Raw genomic sequence first — 18,573 nt, forward strand, 5'->3', positions numbered from 1 at the left:
AATCTCCACTGTTTTCTCAATTTTCATGATTTGAAAAAACTTCGCTAGACAAAAAGGCTGATGATCCTAAGTCTCACCAGCCTCCCTTTTCACAATATTACTTAACTGATTTACCCGCTTTAAAATCAGCCAGGATTTTTGCGCGCTCTTTATCGCTTAAAGGAATCAAGCCCGCTTTTTCTAACTTAGAACCTTTACCAGAAATTTTCTTGTTTAAGAAGAATTCTGTGTACTGTGGTAAGCCTTTGATTGATTTCAAGTGCTCGCCTTTCACGTAGAAGAACAATGGACGAGAAACCAGATAGCTACCATCCAGAACGGTCTTCTCTGATGGTGTCACGCCGTTTACTGTCGCCACACGTAATTTATCGCGGTTTGAATCATAGAAACCTAGGCCAAATACACCCACTGCATTTGGAGACGTTTTCAGGCGCGCTAATGTTTCAGTATAGTCACCCGCAATTTCAATCACGCGGCCATCTTTACGGAAAGTTGAACATGCTTTCTTTTGATCATCTTTGCTTAAAGCTTTGTAGTAATCAAATGCTTCACAACCTGCATCTACCATTTTTTCCTGGAACACTTCACGGGTACCGTGGTTAGACGCTGGAATCACCAAAGTAATGGCTTCATTTGGTAATGATTTATCGATTTGATTCCAGGTTGTATATGGGTTTGGAACCAGTTTACCGTTTGAAGGTAATTGTGCAGATAAAGCCATGAACACATGCACTGGTTTTAATTTATACGCCGCTTTTTTAACGTTTGATGCAAATACGATACCGTCATAACCCACTTTGATTTCTTGGACTTGGTTTACGCCAGATTTTTTACATGCATCTAATTCTGAATCTTTGATTTGACGAGAAGCATTTGCGATGTCGATGGTGTTATCGCCAACACCTTGACAGAATTGTTTCAAACCGCCACCCGTACCGCCTGAGCCAACAACAGGTGCTTTAAATTGAGGGAAGGTGTTGCCAAACTCTTCAGCAACAATACTTGCAAACGGTAATACAGTAGATGAACCAGCAATTTGAATCGTATCACGAGCTGCATTTGCAGTCGTTGCTACAGTTGCCCCAGATACAGCTAATGCAATTGCGATGTGACGTGGATTTAAGCGCATTCTGTTTTCTCTCATTTATGCAATTTGATTTACAACTCTTTTCAAGTTAAGTGTTGTACTTTGGTTAACTGCATTTTGAGCAGATAATATGACAATTAAGTGACAACTTTATGACGCTTTTGTGATGGTCATATTCCCCCTTAATTTTTTAGAAAATGATCGCTGATAAAATCTCAGCTTAGCTTTCAGATTTGTCATAAATCATAAAGAATAAAAACATAACTACTTAATTTAATTAAACTTTACAGCAAAATAAAAAATTTTAATTAACAAAAAACCTGTTGGGTGCAAACGCCAGTTTATATATGTTTTATGACAATTCCGTCTAAAAAAGGTCAGCTGCAATGCCAAATCCTGTCACAATTACAACACAAATGATGATTGGTTAGCCGGTCTCCAACGTGTTTGAGGCCTTTATTGATCCGGAAATTACCTCAAAATTCTGGTTTAGCGCTTCCACGGGAAAACTCGAACAAGGCCATACCGTAAGCTGGACCTGGGAAAAATACCAAGTGTCTACAAAAGTTACAGTGACAAACATCATTGCAAATGAACTGATCCAGATTCAATGGGGTGAACCCAGCACGACCGTGGACTTTAAATTTGAAGCACTCAATGAATCACAGACCTATCTCACTATCCACAACTACAATATTCCCTTAGAAGGAGAAGAACTGATTGCTTTTATTATTGATAGTACCGGTGGCTTCACCACTGTATTAGATGGTTTAAAAGCCTATCTAGAACATGGTCTAGAACTTCATCTGGTACAGGATAAGTTTCCGCCTTTTTGATGGTGTTGCTAGCGCTGACAATAGCGCGCCGCTATTTTCCATCAGCCGTTTTCAAGTCTATGCCTAGCTATTGGAGATAGAACATGACTCATCTATGGCCAATCACCGCCTTCACATTCTGCTGATTAATCGCATAGCTCATCACCACATAAGCGTCCGATTCAGAAAAATCTGACTTTTGAATTGATGGCCTGATGATCTACCTTACCGCAAATAAAAAGGAGTTCATATTTGAACTCCTTTTCGCGACGCTTAAATCGACTCAGTTTTAAATATTTGGCTGAGCTTGCGTCGACAACACTTCTTTCTTTTTATACTTCAGCACATAAACCAATGCCAGGAGCGCTAGCCAGATTGGCACCAGCATTACGGCAAGCCGCATATCTGGGGTGAGGCTCATGATCAGTAAAATCGCAAAGATGAAACCAATGGTCAGGTAATTACTCCATGGCGTTAAGATACTTTTGAACTTGGTGATGTGCTGTTGCTGCTGCATGGCTTTTCTAAATTTAAGATGGGTCCAGGAAATCATTAACCAGTTCACCACCAACGCCGCCACCACCAGCATCATGAGAAACTGGAAGGCTTTGCCTGGCATCAGGTAATTCACCACCACACAAAGTGCCGTCACGGAAGCAGATACAATTGCTGCTGCCATTGGAATACCACGGCGATTGACCTTTTGCAGGATTTTAGGCGCATTGCCCTGCATTGCCAGACCATGCAGCATACGGCTATTACAATAAATACAGCTGTTATAGACTGAAATTGCTGCAATCAGTACCACAAAATTCAGCACATTGGCGACCCCATGACTATCTAAGGACTGGAAGATCAGTACAAAGGGACTACCTCCTTCCGCCAGTTGATTCCATGGAAATAAACACAGCAATACCCCAATCGCACCGATATAAAAAATCAGGATCCGGTAGACGATCTGGTTTATCGCCTTAGGAATAGTTTTATCTGGATTTTTGGTCTCGGCCGCAGTAATCCCGATCAGCTCAAGACCACCGAAAGCAAACATGATCACTGCCATCGACATGATGAAGCCATGCATGCCATTCGGGAAAAATCCGCCGTATTGCCACAAATTGGCCACACTTGCTTGTGGGCCTGCGCTGCCAGAGACCAGTAAATAGAATCCAAAACCGATCATGCTCAGGATGGCAATAATCTTGATACAGGAAAATAAAAACTCGGACTCGCCAAAGAAACGGACATTCACCAGGTTGATGCCGTTAATCAGGATAAAAAAGAATAAGGCCGTGATCCATGTGGGCAGTTCAGGCCACCAGAACTGTATAAAGGTACCGATTGCACTCAGTTCCGCCATACTCACCAGCACATACAGCACCCAGTAATTCCAGCCCGACATAAAGCCCGCCATCGGGCCCCAGTATTTGTTGGCAAAATAACTAAAGGAACCACTGACCGGTTCCTCGACCACCATCTCACCGAGATGACGCATAATTAAAAAGGCAATCACGCCAGCCAGTGCGTAACCCAGCAGAACCGAAGGTCCTGCCAGTTTAATGGTTTGGGAGATACCCAGAAACAGGCCTGTGCCGACCGCACCGCCTAATGCAATCAGCTGTATATGCCGATTGGATAAACCCTGTTTTAAATCATGTTTATTGTCTACATCCATCACTTATCTCCAATGTGTGTGTCACATCCTGTACACCTTTATGCAGCGTTAAATTCGAAGCCAAAAGTCTGGCTTCAAATCTGCTTCGCTTTCTTATCAATTTATAAATTTGAAGATTGTTCCTGCCTGATCGCTGATCTAGAAAGAAATCATTTTTTGACAGGGCGTGGTCTGAGCGCGCTGCTTGAGGATTTCATAGCCGCGATCACCATAATCAAAGCGCGCAATCACCGAAGCAAATTTTTTCAGGCTCAGTGGTGCATCCATTGCAGGAAGTTTTAATTCGATAAAAGTCAGACCATCAAATTGTTCGATACTGTCCAGGGTCTGTTTAAGTTGACCTGCAGTTTCAACCACACAACTCTTATATTGATGCTTGCCATTAAATACCCCAGGAATCTGGGTATAGTGCCAGTTTTGAATATCGTTATAAGCGGCATTTTCTCCCATGATCAAACGCTCAATGGTATAGCCGCCATTATTCAACAGGAAGATAATCGGCTTAAGGTCATGACGGATAATGGTGGAAAGTTCCTGTACGGTTAACTGGAATGAACCATCACCAATAAACAGGATTTGACGGCGTTCTGGGGCCGCCAGCAGACTGCCCAGTAATGCTGGCAAGGTATAACCGATCGAACCCCACAGTGGCTGGGCAATATATTTTGCCGTTGCCGGGAGCTTTAAACCTGCCAGTGCAGAATTGGAAGTTCCCACCTCGCCAATAATGACATCATCCTCTTTAAGAAAATCAGCCACTGCATTCCAGAGAATATCCTGACTAAGCTTTTGCTGTTCAGGGACATCAATTGCTGGTGAGGGTTGTTTTTCTAGCATCGGCTTGGAAAGTTTACGTGGTGCAACTTTCTTATTCAGTTCAACCAGAAGCTGTCCAATCTCAATTCCCGGATAATCCTGACCAAAAATCGTCAAGGCATAGGGTTTGATTTCAATATAATGTTCAGTGGCGATCTGATGGGTAAACACACCCGTACCGACATCGGAAAAACGGACGCCGATTCCAATCAGGCAGTCTGATTGTTCAATGGTATTGCGGACATGCGGCTGACTCGCGCCCCCCACATAAGTTCCCACATAACGGGGTGAACCTTCATCCATAATATTTTTTGCCGTGAGCATGCTGGCAAAAGGAATCGAACATTTTTGCGATAAATCATTCAGCAATGAAGTCACCCCAAATACGGATGCTTCATTATCAATTAACAAAGCTGGATGTTGAGCAGCACCGATCACTTCACATAGTTTCGCCACAGCACTGTGTAGCAGCTCTGGCTCAACCGCTGGATAGGATAAATCCAATGGACGGTCTGTCACTTCAATTTTGACATGGGTAATGTCTGAAGGGAGCTGGATATGCACTGGACGACGATCAATAAAACACTGACGTAACACACGGTCAATTTCAAATGCAGCATTGGCAGGCGTCAAACGGGTTTGTGCCACGGTGAACTCTTTCATACAGTTCATGATATTGTCATAATTGCCATCCACCAGCGTGTGGTGCACCAAGGTGCCCTTCTGAACCACATGCAACGGTGGAATACCCGAGATATGTACCACAGGTACATTTTCGGCATAAGCACCGGCAATGCCATTAATCGCGCTTAAGTCACCTACACCATAAGTCGTCGTCAAGGCCGCAAAACCGTTGATCCGTGCATAGCCGTCTGCGGCATAGGCCGCATTTAATTCATTACAATTGCCGATAAATTCGAGTTGTGAGTCTGCTTCTACTTGTTCGAGATAAGACAGGTTAAAATCACCGGGTACACCAAAGAGATGCAGGATACCCATTTGTTTTAGACGAAGATTTAAAAAGTCACCGATTTCCATGAACATTGCGCTACATCCTTTCAAGTCAATTTTTTATTCCATAGAAAAATAATATTTCATCTGTGTTTTAGATTTCGTGCATAATGGAAACGGATTTTAATAAAAATACAATATTTGTGTATCATAAAAGGATTTTATGCAATGGATAAGTTCGACTGGCAAATCATTCAGGCATTACAAAAGAATGGACGGCTCACCAATCAGGAAGTTGGCGATTTAATCGGTTTATCCGCATCTCAATGCTCAAGAAGACGCCAATTACTGGAGCAGAAAGGTGTGATTCTGGGTTATGCAGCACGCATCCACCAACAGGCGTTAGGTCTGGAAGTCACCGCGATGATTCACATTAACCTGCGCATCCATGAAGCCAAGTCACAGCAAGCCTTTCAGGAGTTAATTGAAGCAGAAGATAATATTCAGGATGCCTTTTCAATTAGTGGCGATGCCGATTTTATTTTGAAAGTAGTGGCAGAAAATCTGGAACAGCTATCGCAGTTTGTGACTGAGCGGCTACTGTCTTATCATTTTATTGGCCATATCAAATCTTACATTGTGTTAAAAAAGATCAAGGAACAGAATCATTTCATGAGCAAAGGCAAAAGCCCGAGTTACCACCCAGCAACCTAAACCGAGAAACAATGAGGCTCAAAAAAGGCGGATATTGAATCCGCCTTAACATATTATAAAAGTTAAATTTTATTGATATGCAGCGTTTGCCCGATGGTATTTTCCAGTAATCCTTCCATACCAAATTCAGCACCAACACCCGACATTTTCCAGCCACCAAAAGGTGCATGCGGCACAATTTCCGCATGGGTATTGATCCAGACGGTGCCGCATTCAAGTTGTGCTGCATAGAATTGTGCCGCTTTCAGATCAGTTGACCAGATTGAGCCCCCCAAGCCGAACTCACAGGCATTGGCACGCGCGATGGCATCATCAATGCTGTTATATTTCAGAATCGGCAACACCGGGCCAAACTGTTCTTCCTGTACCACTCTGCATGTTTCATCCAGATCAGTTAAAATCGTCGGGGCAATAAAATAACCCTGCTCAGGTAAGCTCTGATCACCCGATAGAGCGTTCGCCCCTTGGGCAATGGCATCAGCAATCAAGGCTTTAACCTTCTGGTATTGCATCTGGTTCTGCACAGGCCCGAAAGTGGTCTCCGATGCCATGCCATCTCCTACAATCTGTGCCTTGGCGATATTCGCAAGTTTTTGTGCTAAAGCATCATATTGGCTTTCATGCACATACAGACGTTTTAAAGCAGCACAGGTTTGTCCAGCATTTAAAAATGCAACGTTGAAAATCCGTTGTGCAATCTGATCCAGATCCGAATCAGGTAACACAATCCCGGCATCATTACCGCCAAGCTCTAGTGTTAAATGTTTTAAGGTCTTTACTGCACCGGACATAATGTGTTGACCAGTTCTGGTTGAACCGGTAAATACCACCTTTTGTACGTCCGGATGCGTCGAGAGTGCTTCACCAATTTCGCCATCCCCAACCACGATCGAGATGACTCCTGCTGGCACTTCTTGCTGAATGATTTCACATAGCTTTAAAGTGGCTAAAGGCGTAAATTCAGAAGGCTTATTAATCACCACATTGCCTGCACGCAAGGCAGGCATGATATGCCAGACGGCAATCATCAACGGCCAGTTCCACGGCGTAATTGAAGCCACTACACCCAAGGATTGATAATGACGCTCGATACGTTTCTGCTCGCTATCTTCCAAGACATCAACCGGTAAGTCCAAACTTGCCGTATAACGGGTCCAGCCAATCGCACCTTGCACTTCCATTTGCGCCAATGCCAATGGCTTGCCCTGTTCCAATACCACCAGCTCAGCCAAAGTTTCAGCATGCTTTTCGATACCATCGGCAATTTTGTTAAGTATATTTTTACGTTCTTCATGCGGACAACGCTGCCAGCTTTTAAAGGCCTGCTTTGCTGCAGCAATGGCTTGATTCACCTGAGCAACGGAGGCTTTGGCACAATGTGCTGCCACTGAACCTGTCGCAGGATTAATAATCTCAAGTTCACCTTGTTCGCCTAAACAAGATTGACCGTCAATAATAAGTTTAAATTCGTTTTGCATATTCACTTGTTGCATTTCTTTTCCTGATCTTAACTGTCTTTTCCGCTTTATTGTCCGCGTCTATGATTGGAATATAAGTCAAGTAAACGCGATCCTGAATGACATCAATGCATCACAGACACTGAGGGTCTATCAATACAATATGGAATTTGCCATCCACACTTCATGCATAATTATTTCTGATTTAGATTCAAGATGCATATTTTGTGCATAAACGTTGCAAAACCAACACAAGAACTTAATAAAGAAATTTTTGGACAATAAAAAAGGCACCCGAGGTGCCTTTTTTATGGAACGATCGATTAATCGATGGCCGGAACATAAGTTCCCGCAGCAATTGCATCCTTGATACGATCAGCTTCTGCAAGCACCAGTGCAAGCAAGTTCTGAACGTTTTCAAGTGTTGCAACCGGACTTAAAGTGGTCATTTTCAATGATTGAATATTGCCAACTTTAGTCACACCAATATTCGCTTCGCCACGTGCAAACAGTTCATCTGCAACGTTCTGGTTCAAGCTATCGATGAATTCAGCAGGATAAGCGTCTGGTACTACACGGAATAGAACTGATGCGAATTGTGGTTCAACCAGCAATTCCAGACCTGCTGTTGCTTTAATATAATCAGCAACTTCACGTGTTAATTTAACACCATGATCGATCATTGAACCATACAGCTCTTCGCCTAATGCTTCAACGGTCATCCATAATTTCAATGCATCAAAACGACGGGTCGTTTGTAATGATTTAGATACCAGGTTAGGTACACCATGTTCTTCATCATAAGCAGAGTTAAGATATTCTGCTTCATAATGCATAAAGCGATAGTTGGCTTCGTCTTTTAACAAGAAAGCGCCACAGCTAATGCTTTGGAAATAATGCTTATGGAAATCAAGCGTGATTGAGTCTGATAATTCAATACCATCCAGCATTGCACGATGGTCATTTGAAAGAATCAGTGCACCACCCCAAGCGGCATCAATGTGCATCCATGAACCATATTTCGTGGTAATTTCACGGATTTTCTTGAGTGGATCAATCGCACCAGCATCTGTGGTACCTGCAGTTGCAACCACACATGCAACGATTTTGCCTTCAGACTGAAGATGCGCCATGGTTTTTTCCAGTGCATCGACATCCATTTGGGCATTTTCATTCACAGGTACAGTCACAACCGACTGGAAACCCATGCCCATCATTGCCATGTTCTTTTGCACAGAGAAATGCGCATTTTCAGAACAGATGACTTTGACGTTTTTCATTGCATCTGCAGGGATCCCATCACGCTGAACCGACCATGGCTTGCCATTTTCGTCTTTCCAGTTTTTCGAGATACACCAGTCACGTGCTAGCAATACACCCATCAGGTTAGATTGCGTACCACCCGAAGTGAACACGCCCGCCTGACCTGCGCCATAGCCGACTTTTTGACGAAGCCAGTCAATCAACTGCACTTCCATCAAAGAACCCGCCGGGCTTTGGTCCCATGAGTCCATCGACTGGTTGGTTGCATTGATTAACACTTCCGCAATCTGGCTCATCACCATGGTTGGGCAGTGTAAATGTGCCAGTGAATGTGGATGATGGACTTTCAAGCTTTTGTTGAGGAAAAGCTCAACCATACGTTGTAATGACTGCTGTACACCCAAACCTTGTTTTGAAGGCGCAAAAGAGATTGCTTCGCGCAAATCCTTGATGCTGCCACCTGTATACATTTTGTCATTTTGCAACCATGCTGAAACGGCATTTACCGCCTCGCCCATTGCTGACTGATAGTCAGCAATAGATTGAGCATCATTGCAGAGTAACGCTTTACGATGTTCTGCAAAATCAACCATGAATTAGCCTCGTACTGCTTTTAATGCTTCAGCAATCGCTTTCTTGAAGCGAGCAATCACTTCAACACATTCGTCTTGGTTGATAATTAACGGACAAAGCAAACGAATGACTGTACCGTTACGACCACCTTTCTCAAGCAATAATTTATTGTTGAAACATGCGGCTTGAATCGCTGCTGCCAACTGAGCATCCGCAGGATGAGAACCGATACGGTCAGCAGGTTTACGCTCATCAATGATCTCAATACCGATCATCAGGCCACGGCCACGCACGTTACCGATACAAGGGAATTCTTGGGCAAGTTTTTTCAACTCAGCTTGTAAGAAGTCACCACGCTCTTGCGCATTTTGAGCCAGATTTTGTTCTTTGATCACTTGTAGTGATGCCAGACCTGTACCCATCGCAAGTTGGTTACCGCGGAATGTACCTGAGTGTGTACCTGGCTGCCATGCATCAAACTTACGTTTAATACCTAACACAGCCAATGGCAAGCTACCACCCACCGCTTTCGACATCACTACAACATCAGGCTCGATTCCTGCATGTTCAAAGGCAAACATTTTACCTGAACGTGCAAAACCAGCTTGAACTTCGTCCAAAATTAAAACGATGTTGTGCTTTTCAGTCACTTCACGAATTTTTTTCAACCATTTAACTGGCGCAGTCACCACACCGCCTTCACCCTGAATCGCTTCAAGAATGACAGCTGCAGGTTTGGTTACACCGCTTTCAACATCTTCAATGAAATTTTCAAAGTAGTATGTCAAAGCATCAACACCAGCTTCACCACCTAAACCCAGTGGGCAACGATATTCATGTGGATATGGCATAAATTGCACGCCTGGCATCAAACCATTGACCGCATTTTTTGCGTTCAGGTTGCCTGTCATTGCAAGCGCGCCGTGGGTCATACCATGGTAGCCACCTGAGAAACTAATCACAGAGCTACGACCCGTATAAGTTTTTGCAAGCTTAATTGCTGCTTCTGTACCATCTGCGCCTGTTGGACCACAGAATTGTAAGCAATACTCTTCTTTACCGCCTGGCAAATATGCCAGCAGCGCTTCAGTAAACGCATCTTTTAAAGGAGTCGTTAAGTCTAAAGTATGCAATGGCAAACCACTTGCCAATGTGTCTTGAATACTTTGAATCACCGCAGGATGATTATGGCCCAAAGCCAATGTTCCTGCCCCAGCTAAACAATCAAGGTACTGTGTACCTTCAACATCAGTAACCCAGCAGCCTTGTGCTTTCGCTATCGCTAACGGTAATTTACGTGGATAACTACGAACATTTGATTCCATCTGACTTTGGCGAGTCAGATAATATTCGTTGGTTGCATTAGCGGCAGGATTTACGGAAGTAACGCTCATATCGAATTACCATCTCTGATATGGGTGAAAGAAATAAGTCTGGTGACTTGCGGTCGTTTGACTCGGTGCTTTTTAGAATCTAGTGAGACACAAATTTTATATCTTTCAACTAGGAGCGAGATGATACCTAATTTTGCAAGAAAATAAACACTTTTTATGCCTGACATTGATCTAATCTTATTGAAAAAATGTATCATTCCAACAACTATGATGAATTATGATCATACTATGTGACAAGCGAAAGAAAGTAAGCTTTTTTAAATCCTAGTTGCATTTTTAGATAAATGGTCAAATCAATCCATCTAATTATCTAATTTTTAAAGTTTTTCATTTATTTTTCCTGTTGCAAAACACTGCTAATCCCTTACAAAGTCACCACAAAATATGCCGAAGTTCACCATCAGTTCTTTTTAATATCAAATCTGTAAAAAATAAATTTTCGATATCAAATTCTAAGGACAATTTTATGCGTACTTTAGCACTTGCTACATTGATGATCGGGGCGGCCCTCAGCCCAAAACTGTTTGCCCATGAGACAGAAAACTTGAACTACAATATTGTGAATATCCAAGCGGATGCCTCACGCCAAGTCGCAAATGATGAGATGCGTGCCGTCCTGTATATTGAAAAAAGCAACAAACAACCGGCTGAACTCTCTAACCAGATCAATCAGCTGATGAATCAGGCGCAAGCAATTGCACGTAAATATAATCAGGTCAAGGTCGAAACCGGTACACAAAGTACCTATCCAGTTTATGACAATGACAGTAATAAACTGAAAGAATGGCGTGCCCGTGCCGAGATCCAGCTTGAAAGTAAAGACTTCAAGGCAGCAAGCCAGTTAATTAGCGAATTACAGCAAAGCTTCCAGACTCAGTCGATCAACTTTACCGTGTCGGATGAACAGCGTAAAAAAGTCGAAAACGAGCTGATGATTGAAGCATCGAAAAATTTCCAGCAACGTGCGCAGGCCATCACTCAGGCATGGAACAAGGCCCAATACAATCTGGTTAGTCTGAACCTGAATACCAGTAACTACTTCCCGCAACCGATGGCGCGTGGCGGCATGGCAAAATTTGCGATGGCAGAAGCAGCTCCCGCGCAGGACATGGCTGCGGGCGAGTCAAAAATTACTGTCAGTGCCAATGGTTCGATCCAGTTTAAATAACTTACTTTATAACCTTCGATAAAGGCAGAAGTGCAATAGCTTCTGCCTTTATCGATTCATATCAAAATAATTTTCCAATTCATTCAAATCGGGTAGCTCATCAAATGCCCGAAGCACCTCATGTGCCTCCGCCCAACTCACTTTGGAATTTACACAAAAGTTTAACTCAAGTTCAGGGGTGAACTGTTCCTGAAGCAAGCCCAAAGGAATCCACATAATCTCTGGCTTACTGCCTAAGGCATTCGGGACAGGAGAACCACACTGTCTGCAAAAGCAACTGGTAAAGCCCGTCTCCTTGACATAGGTCTGAATCAATTGTTCGCCCTGCTGCCACCGGAATGCACCAGTCGGCACAACGGTAGAGGCATTGGAGGCTGCTCCACTCTGCTTGCGACATAGACTGCAATAACAACGATAGATCATTTTAATCCGGTTGAGATGCAATTCAAATTGCACCGCGCCACATAAGCAACTGCCGCTAAAGTACTGTTTGTCATTGACTACACGCATGTGTTGTTATCCTGAAAATCGCTGATCGGCCTTTTTATTTATTTTGAGTCAGATTCTGTAATGAATCCCACGCAGCTTGGGCCAACGTTTCCCGATAAAGGCTCGGCGTTGTACTCACTTTTCCAGATAACCAGGCTCGGCTATAACTTTCTGACGCTCCAATGACCAGAGACATCATCAGTTCTGCGGGTACGGCTCTCAACAGCTTTGCCTCGGTATAACGCCCGATCTGGCTGGCAATTTTCTGATTCCGCAGTTTGTTTTTCTCATCTAGCTGCGGTCGATATTCACCTTGCATCACATTAAAGTGAGCCAGTAACAGAAATCTGGCAAATTCAGGCTGATCAGAGACCCAGTCGGTATAACTATAAATCAGGGCGTACAAGCATTGTTGTAAAGAATGTGCTTCCTGTAGGTATCGCTCACGCAACTGGGCCTGATCTTCCAGTGCCGCAAATACCAGTGCCGCGACAATCCCCTCCTTGTTTTTAAAATGATGGTAAATCGCGCCGACACTACTCTCGGATTTTTCACGGATCATTTCAATACTGGTGGTTTCCAGACCATAGTCAAGAAAACAGCACAAGGCATCCAGCAAGATTTGCCGTTTTAATAAGGACTTCCGTTGCGGATATAAGCGTTGCAATAATTGCTGAGCGGCCTGCATAGTTCTATCAAATTTACCAATGGTCGGAACTATTGTGTATGACTTGACCACAACTTGTAAACAGAATTATATTCTGTAAAAGAATTTAATTTTGTTACAGGACATCTGAACATGGCTTCAACCTTAGAACTCTGGCATAAAGTCTCAGCCTTACCGGCCGGGAAATGGACCTTTACCCGCATGTTATGCCTCAAAGCCCCTTATTTCAGTAGTATTTCTCCGCTATTTGAAGAACTGAAACCGAATTCTTGTAAAATCAGTATCAAGAAAAAACGTTCCGTACTGAACCATATTGGTACGGTGCACGCGATTGCGATGTGTAATATGGCCGAACTGGCGGGGGGGACCATGACCGAGGTGACGGTTCCTGCGACACATCGCTGGATTCCCAAAGGAATGACGGTTGAATATTTAAAAAAAGCTGAAACCGATCTGGTTGCAATTGCTACCCCGGTTGATGATCACTACGATTGGGATCAGGCGGGTGAATATCTGGTAAATGTCGATGTGCTTGATCAGCACAAGGACAAAGTATTTCACGCCACCATCACCATGTGGGTTTCCAAAAAGAAGAAATAAAATAAAAAAAGCCCTGAGGCACATAGCTTCAGGGCTTTTGTTAAAGGTTTATCGCTTACTTTTTAAATGGCAGTGCATATTTAAAAATACGCCCCACCACTTCACCAAACTGTTTTACAAAGCTGGCATTGTTGTAATGCAGTCCATATTTCTCACAGACTGCCTGTACTTTCGGGGCAACCTGACGGTAACGGCGTGCCGGAATATCCGGGAATAAATGATGTTCAATCTGATGACTCAAATGCCCGGTTAAAATATGAAAGGCTTCTGAACCGGTCAGATTCGATGAACCGCGGATCTGGCGCATATACCAATGCCCGCGACTTTCATTCTGTAATACCGCTTTCGGGAATACTTCCACATCTTTGGTAAAGTGACCACAGAAAATGATACTGAAGGTCCAGACATTACGAATTCCGTTGGCCACCAGATTGCCGGTAAATACAGGAATCGCGGCTGGACCAGCAATCAGTGGAAAGAACACGTAGTCCTTAAACATCTGCTTAAGAATTTTCTTCTGTGCAGGCTGCCATTCACGCTTGAATTGCGCGATGCTTTTACGCTTATATACGACCTTGCCCAACTCCAGATTCTGGATCGCGACACCCCACTGAAATAACAGGCTAAATGGCACGATGTAGATCGGCTGAATCAAGGTGAATTTAGACCAGCGCTGTTCCGGGAATAAGCGGAAGACGCCATAGCCAACATCATCATCCATTCCTTTAATGTTGGTATAGGTATGGTGCTTATAGTTATGGGTCTGGCGCCAGTTATCAGAGGTACCGACCGTATCCCACTCATAGGTTTGACCGTTGAATTTTGGATCATTCATCCAGTCATATTGACCGTGCATCACGTTATGGCCCAATTCCATATTTTCCATGATCTTGGCGAAACCGAGTAAGCCCGTGCCCAACAACCATGCTGGCGGAAACCAGCCCAGGAATAAACAGGCACGCCCAGCCAAACTGCTATAACGAATGGTGGAATAGACACGGCGAATGTACTTCGCATCTTTTTCACCAATATCATCCAGTACCTCTTGTTTAATTTGATCCAGTTCACGGGCAAACGCATCTAACTCGGCAGCAGTCAGATCACGGTTTTTAGGATTTTTGAAAAATTCAATTTTAACAGGCATGTTCATAATCAATTTCTCTCTTATAGATCAATCACAAGATCAGACTGGGCTGAATTGACACAAATTTTTAGCAACTGAGCAGGTTCATTATTGGCAGCGCCATTTAGTAGGTTTTTGGTCGCACCTTGCGCCTTGTTGCAGGCACATTTATTACAGATTCCCATCCGGCAACCGTGATTCGGTTTAATACCTTGATGCTCTAGACTTGCAAGAATCGACTGGCCTTTCGGAATCGCAATCGTCTTATTCGATTGCGTCAAGGTCACATTAATAAAACCGGTCTCAGTGGCATCTTCAGCAAATTGACTTAAGCTAAAGGCTTCTGTTTGTAGTGCTGCGGCATCTTTAAACAGGCTTTCCGCTAATGCAGCAAAACCCGAAGGTCCACATGCATAAACTGTGGTGTCGCTTAAAGCCGTGCACTGATCCACATGGCTTTGATTTAAACGCTGATCCTGTTCTTGGGTATAAAAAATCTGATAACTAAAATTAGGGAAGTTTTCTGATACTTCCTGAAGATATTCAACATAGGCTGCGTCAGCCTGCGTTTTGACCCAGTACATCAGTTGAACCGTATGGTGATTTAACTGTTTGGACTGGCACAAGGCTTCAATCAGACTCAGCATCGGGGTGATGCCACTGCCTGCCGCCAACAATAGCAAGTGTGGGGTTGCAATGTGCTGTTGCATGTCACCATACGGTTGTCCCAAACGTAACATATCACCGGTCTGACTGTGTTCAACCAGCCATGAACTCACTAAACCTTGTTCAACTTTTTTCACGGTTAAACACAGGTGATCGGCATCAACCTGCATCAAACTATAGGTCCGCTCGTAATGACGTCCTGCAATCTCAACGGTTACCGGATGATGCTGCCCTGCCACACCGCGTATGACATGGCGGTTGCATTGCAAAATAAGACTGACCGTATCTTTTGCCACATTTTGTTTTTTTACGATTTTGGCCAGTGGCTGATTGATTGACCACAATGGATTGATTTTCTGTAACCAAAAATTGGCATCATGGCTGTTCATTACACTTTGAGCCAACGAATTAAATAGAGAATTTCTCTTTTCAATTGCTTGCATGAGCAGTTTTACTCTGGTGGTTTGCTAATTATTATACATATGTATATATATTTGTATATACACTCGTATAAGAATTTACATTTCACAAGTACACCGACAATCGCTATAATCCCGAGTAGCTTACTTATATATTGAAAATAATGGTTCATTCTTCTTTTTTACCGCTCGGCCATGACACCGTAAATGAACAAGATGTCATTCCTATGAAATCTCCTGTACGTTCGGTGGGTAGGAAAGCAACGATTACCAAAGAAGAGTTGTTTCAGGCCACACTGAGCCTGATCGGCCCACAAAAAAGTATCGCTTCACTCAGTTTGCGTGAAATTGCACGTGAAGCTGGCATTGCACCAAACAGTTTCTATCGTCATTTCAAGGATATTGATGAACTGGCCATTGCCCTGATTGATCAATCCGGTCTGGTCCTTCGCCGTATTATCCGTGAAGCACGTTTACAGGCTTCCAAGCAGCAAAGCATTATCCGTAGTTCGGTTGAAGTGTTTATTCAGCAACTGAATACCGATGAAGGTAACCTGAGTCTGTTATTACGCGAGGGTTATACTGGTTCGACCTCATATAAAGCTGCGGTTGATCGTCAGCTCAATTTCTTCCAGCAAGAGCTGCAAGAAGACCTGATCCGTTTAGAACGCCTGAATAACAGTAAAATCAGTCATGCGGATCTGGCTGCCAAGGCCATTACCCAGCTGGTGTTCAACATGGGGGCGAAAGTCATTGATCTACCTGTGGAGCAACGTACCGAAGTTGCGGAACAGACCATGGTGATGATCCGTATGATTTTAGAAGGCGCGCGTCATTTAAATGAAATGGAAATTGATTAATTGTTTGTATCATCCTACGATGGACCTCGGCAAAATTAAATTTTGTCCTTTGCATCACCCCACATTCTAATCAGGCCTATAGATCATGAATCTACTGAATGACCGTCAAAGCATCATCGCCAGTTTTATCCTGATGTTTTTATTTTTAATGATGGTCATTCCTTTGCATTTACTGCCGAGTTTCTTTGCCGGATTTCTGGTTTTTGAAATTATTAACAGTTTAAGTTCGATTGTTGAAAAGCATATTGATGGCCAACGTGCGCGTATCTTTATCAGTATTATTCTAGGGATATTGGCAACCGTGCTGATCGGTTTCTTTATCACCAGCCTGATCAGTTTTGTGATTTATGATCTTAAAGGCACAGGACTCAATTCTTTCAATATTAAAATCGACCAGACCCTGATCAAGTTTCAGGCTGAGATGAGCCATTATTTGCCAGGTTATCTGCCACATAGTGTGGCTGATATCAAAAATCAGATCTTGTCCTTTATCAAGAATAATATCTCGATTGTCAAAAATACAGGCACCGATATTCTGCACAATCTAGCCACCATGGTGATCGGCCTAATTGTGGGTATTCTGGTATCGATCCAGAATTTTAAACAACATGCCCCACAACCTGCGTTTAAGGCGGCCATTCTGCATCGCATCCAGAAGCTTTCCGTTTCTTTTAAAAATGTTGTTTTTGCTCAGGTCAAGATTTCACTGATTAACACCGTGTTATTCATGATCTTTGTGTTTATTGTGCTGCCGATATTTAATATCCACTTACCTTTTGCCAAAACCCTGACCATTCTGACCTTTATTTTTGGTCTGCTTCCAATTATTGGCAACCTGATCTCCAACACCCTGATCATCATGGCCGGCTTGACCATTTCCCTGTCTGTTGCAGCGATTGCCCTGGCCTATCTGGTGATTATTCACAAGCTTGAATATTTTATTAATGCCAAAATTATTGGCACCAAAATCAATGCCAGTGCCTGGGAAGTGCTCTTGGCGATGCTGATTTTTGAAGCGATTTTTGGGTTGAGTGGGCTGATTGTTGCGCCTATTTTCTATGCCTATATCAAACTGGAATCTAAGGATGCCGGTCTGATCTAAGCATTTTTATACATTCAAAATACTGGGCTTAACAGACTGAAGCACTCTTTAATCTGAATTAAAACGGTTGTTATAAAAAGAAAAGTACCGATAAGTAAACTTACAAAAGGCTAGAAAACGAAAACACTTAGAAGCCGGTTCAAGGCGTAAGCTAGAGATGAAGTAACGGTTTTATTCGTTCTATTTCATCACATATATAATTAAATGAGGTAACTATGAGTTCTTCAGCAACTAAAGCTTTAAAAGTATATACACGTAATAATTTAGATGATGCGATCAAAGAATCGACCGTAAAAATTTTAAACCAAATTCTTGCCAACCTGATCGATCTGTCGTTACTGACCAAACAGGCGCACTGGAACATGCGAGGCAGTAACTTTATTGCAGTGCATGAAATGTTAGATACGTTCCGTACGTCGTTAATTACCCATCTGGACAATGTGGCTGAGCGTGCAGTACAGATTGGTGGCACAGCGCTGGGAACTACGCAGTCTGTGGGTGAAAGTTCACACCTGAAGCCTTATCCGGTTGCTATCCATGCGGTGCAGGATCACTTAAAAGAACTGGCAGATCGCTATGGCGTGGTCGCTAACCATTTACGTGATACCATTGATGAAATTCAGGACCCGATTTCAGAAGATATTATTCATGCTGCCTTAGAGGATCTGGATCAATATTTATGGTTCCTGGAAGCCAATATTGAACAAAAATAATTAAAAAACAGCTGAAAAAAAAGA

General features: G+C 43.1%; 17 protein-coding genes. 7 read left to right on the plus strand and 10 right to left on the minus strand.

Features of this window, described 5'->3' with window-relative positions; translation table 11 throughout:
• Positions 1-97: 97 nt before the first annotated feature.
• Positions 98-1,129 carry a substrate-binding domain-containing protein gene (locus J699_RS04990; RefSeq protein WP_005231734.1) on the minus strand — a complete coding sequence of 344 codons (1,032 nt, stop codon included), beginning with the start codon at positions 1,127-1,129 and terminating at the stop codon, positions 98-100.
• Between the two features lie 401 nt (positions 1,130-1,530).
• Between J699_RS04990 and J699_RS04985 the strand changes: the two genes are divergently transcribed.
• The gene (locus J699_RS04985) at positions 1,531-1,923 is read left to right on the plus strand and encodes an SRPBCC domain-containing protein (RefSeq protein ID WP_228131949.1); all 393 of its coding nucleotides are present in this window, start codon (positions 1,531-1,533) and stop codon (positions 1,921-1,923) included.
• A gap of 268 nt (positions 1,924-2,191) precedes the next feature.
• Here J699_RS04985 and J699_RS04980 read toward each other — a convergent pair whose 3' ends face one another.
• A complete protein-coding gene (locus J699_RS04980) occupies positions 2,192-3,574 on the minus strand; it encodes an amino acid permease (RefSeq protein WP_005231736.1) in 1,383 nt (460 codons plus the stop codon).
• Between the two features lie 138 nt (positions 3,575-3,712).
• A complete protein-coding gene (locus J699_RS04975) occupies positions 3,713-5,434 on the minus strand; it encodes an alpha-keto acid decarboxylase family protein (RefSeq protein WP_032870457.1) in 1,722 nt (573 codons plus the stop codon).
• A gap of 135 nt (positions 5,435-5,569) precedes the next feature.
• Here J699_RS04975 and J699_RS04970 point away from each other — a divergent pair, with 135 nt between their 5' ends.
• Positions 5,570-6,055, plus strand: coding sequence for an Lrp/AsnC family transcriptional regulator (locus J699_RS04970; protein WP_005288129.1), 486 nt, complete (start codon positions 5,570-5,572; stop codon positions 6,053-6,055).
• Positions 6,056-6,117: 62 nt separating this feature from the next.
• On the opposite strand, the gene J699_RS04965 is transcribed toward J699_RS04970, so the two are convergent.
• The 3 genes from J699_RS04965 to J699_RS04955 form a co-directional block, all read right to left on the minus strand.
• Positions 6,118-7,548 carry an aldehyde dehydrogenase family protein gene (locus J699_RS04965; protein WP_032870455.1) on the minus strand — a complete coding sequence of 477 codons (1,431 nt, stop codon included), beginning with the start codon at positions 7,546-7,548 and terminating at the stop codon, positions 6,118-6,120.
• A gap of 287 nt (positions 7,549-7,835) precedes the next feature.
• A complete protein-coding gene (locus tag J699_RS04960; RefSeq protein WP_032870453.1) occupies positions 7,836-9,368 on the minus strand; it encodes a pyridoxal phosphate-dependent decarboxylase family protein in 1,533 nt (510 codons plus the stop codon).
• A gap of 3 nt (positions 9,369-9,371) precedes the next feature.
• A complete protein-coding gene (locus J699_RS04955) occupies positions 9,372-10,742 on the minus strand; it encodes a diaminobutyrate--2-oxoglutarate transaminase (protein WP_005231743.1) in 1,371 nt (456 codons plus the stop codon).
• 466 nt (positions 10,743-11,208) lie between these two features.
• Here J699_RS04955 and J699_RS04950 point away from each other — a divergent pair, with 466 nt between their 5' ends.
• On the plus strand, positions 11,209-11,910 hold the full coding sequence (locus tag J699_RS04950) for an SIMPL domain-containing protein (RefSeq protein ID WP_005231744.1): 702 nt from the start codon (positions 11,209-11,211) through the stop codon (positions 11,908-11,910).
• Between the two features lie 48 nt (positions 11,911-11,958).
• Here J699_RS04950 and J699_RS04945 read toward each other — a convergent pair whose 3' ends face one another.
• Positions 11,959-12,420, minus strand: coding sequence for a GFA family protein (locus J699_RS04945; protein ID WP_032870451.1), 462 nt, complete (start codon positions 12,418-12,420; stop codon positions 11,959-11,961).
• A 34-nt stretch (positions 12,421-12,454) separates the two neighbouring features.
• Positions 12,455-13,087 carry a TetR/AcrR family transcriptional regulator gene (locus tag J699_RS04940; protein ID WP_032870449.1) on the minus strand — a complete coding sequence of 211 codons (633 nt, stop codon included), beginning with the start codon at positions 13,085-13,087 and terminating at the stop codon, positions 12,455-12,457.
• A 111-nt stretch (positions 13,088-13,198) separates the two neighbouring features.
• Between J699_RS04940 and J699_RS04935 the strand changes: the two genes are divergently transcribed.
• Positions 13,199-13,666: a hotdog fold domain-containing protein gene (locus J699_RS04935; protein ID WP_005231748.1), complete on the plus strand. Its 468-nt coding sequence runs from the start codon at positions 13,199-13,201 to the stop codon at positions 13,664-13,666.
• A 55-nt stretch (positions 13,667-13,721) separates the two neighbouring features.
• Here the strand turns inward: J699_RS04935 and J699_RS04930 are convergent, their stop codons facing one another.
• Positions 13,722-14,816, minus strand: coding sequence for a fatty acid desaturase family protein (locus J699_RS04930; RefSeq protein ID WP_005231749.1), 1,095 nt, complete (start codon positions 14,814-14,816; stop codon positions 13,722-13,724).
• Between the two features lie 14 nt (positions 14,817-14,830).
• Positions 14,831-15,898, minus strand: a complete 1,068-nt coding sequence (locus J699_RS04925; RefSeq protein ID WP_032870447.1) for a ferredoxin reductase — start codon at positions 15,896-15,898, stop codon at positions 14,831-14,833.
• A 140-nt stretch (positions 15,899-16,038) separates the two neighbouring features.
• Here J699_RS04925 and fabR point away from each other — a divergent pair, with 140 nt between their 5' ends.
• The 3 genes from fabR (at position 16,039) to dps (ending at position 18,549) form a co-directional block, all read left to right on the plus strand.
• Entirely contained in the window at positions 16,039-16,734 is a 696-nt protein-coding gene (gene fabR, locus J699_RS04920) for an HTH-type transcriptional repressor FabR (RefSeq protein WP_005231751.1), read from the plus strand.
• Between the two features lie 85 nt (positions 16,735-16,819).
• Positions 16,820-17,836, plus strand: a complete 1,017-nt coding sequence (locus tag J699_RS04915) for an AI-2E family transporter (RefSeq protein WP_005231752.1) — start codon at positions 16,820-16,822, stop codon at positions 17,834-17,836.
• 215 nt (positions 17,837-18,051) lie between these two features.
• Positions 18,052-18,549 carry a DNA starvation/stationary phase protection protein Dps gene (dps, locus tag J699_RS04910; RefSeq protein WP_005231753.1) on the plus strand — a complete coding sequence of 166 codons (498 nt, stop codon included), beginning with the start codon at positions 18,052-18,054 and terminating at the stop codon, positions 18,547-18,549.
• The last annotated feature ends 24 nt before the right edge of the window (positions 18,550-18,573 follow it).

This window comes from Acinetobacter sp. 1000160 (assembly GCF_000588715.1).
In the GTDB taxonomy this organism is placed as follows: domain Bacteria; phylum Pseudomonadota; class Gammaproteobacteria; order Pseudomonadales; family Moraxellaceae; genus Acinetobacter; species Acinetobacter courvalinii.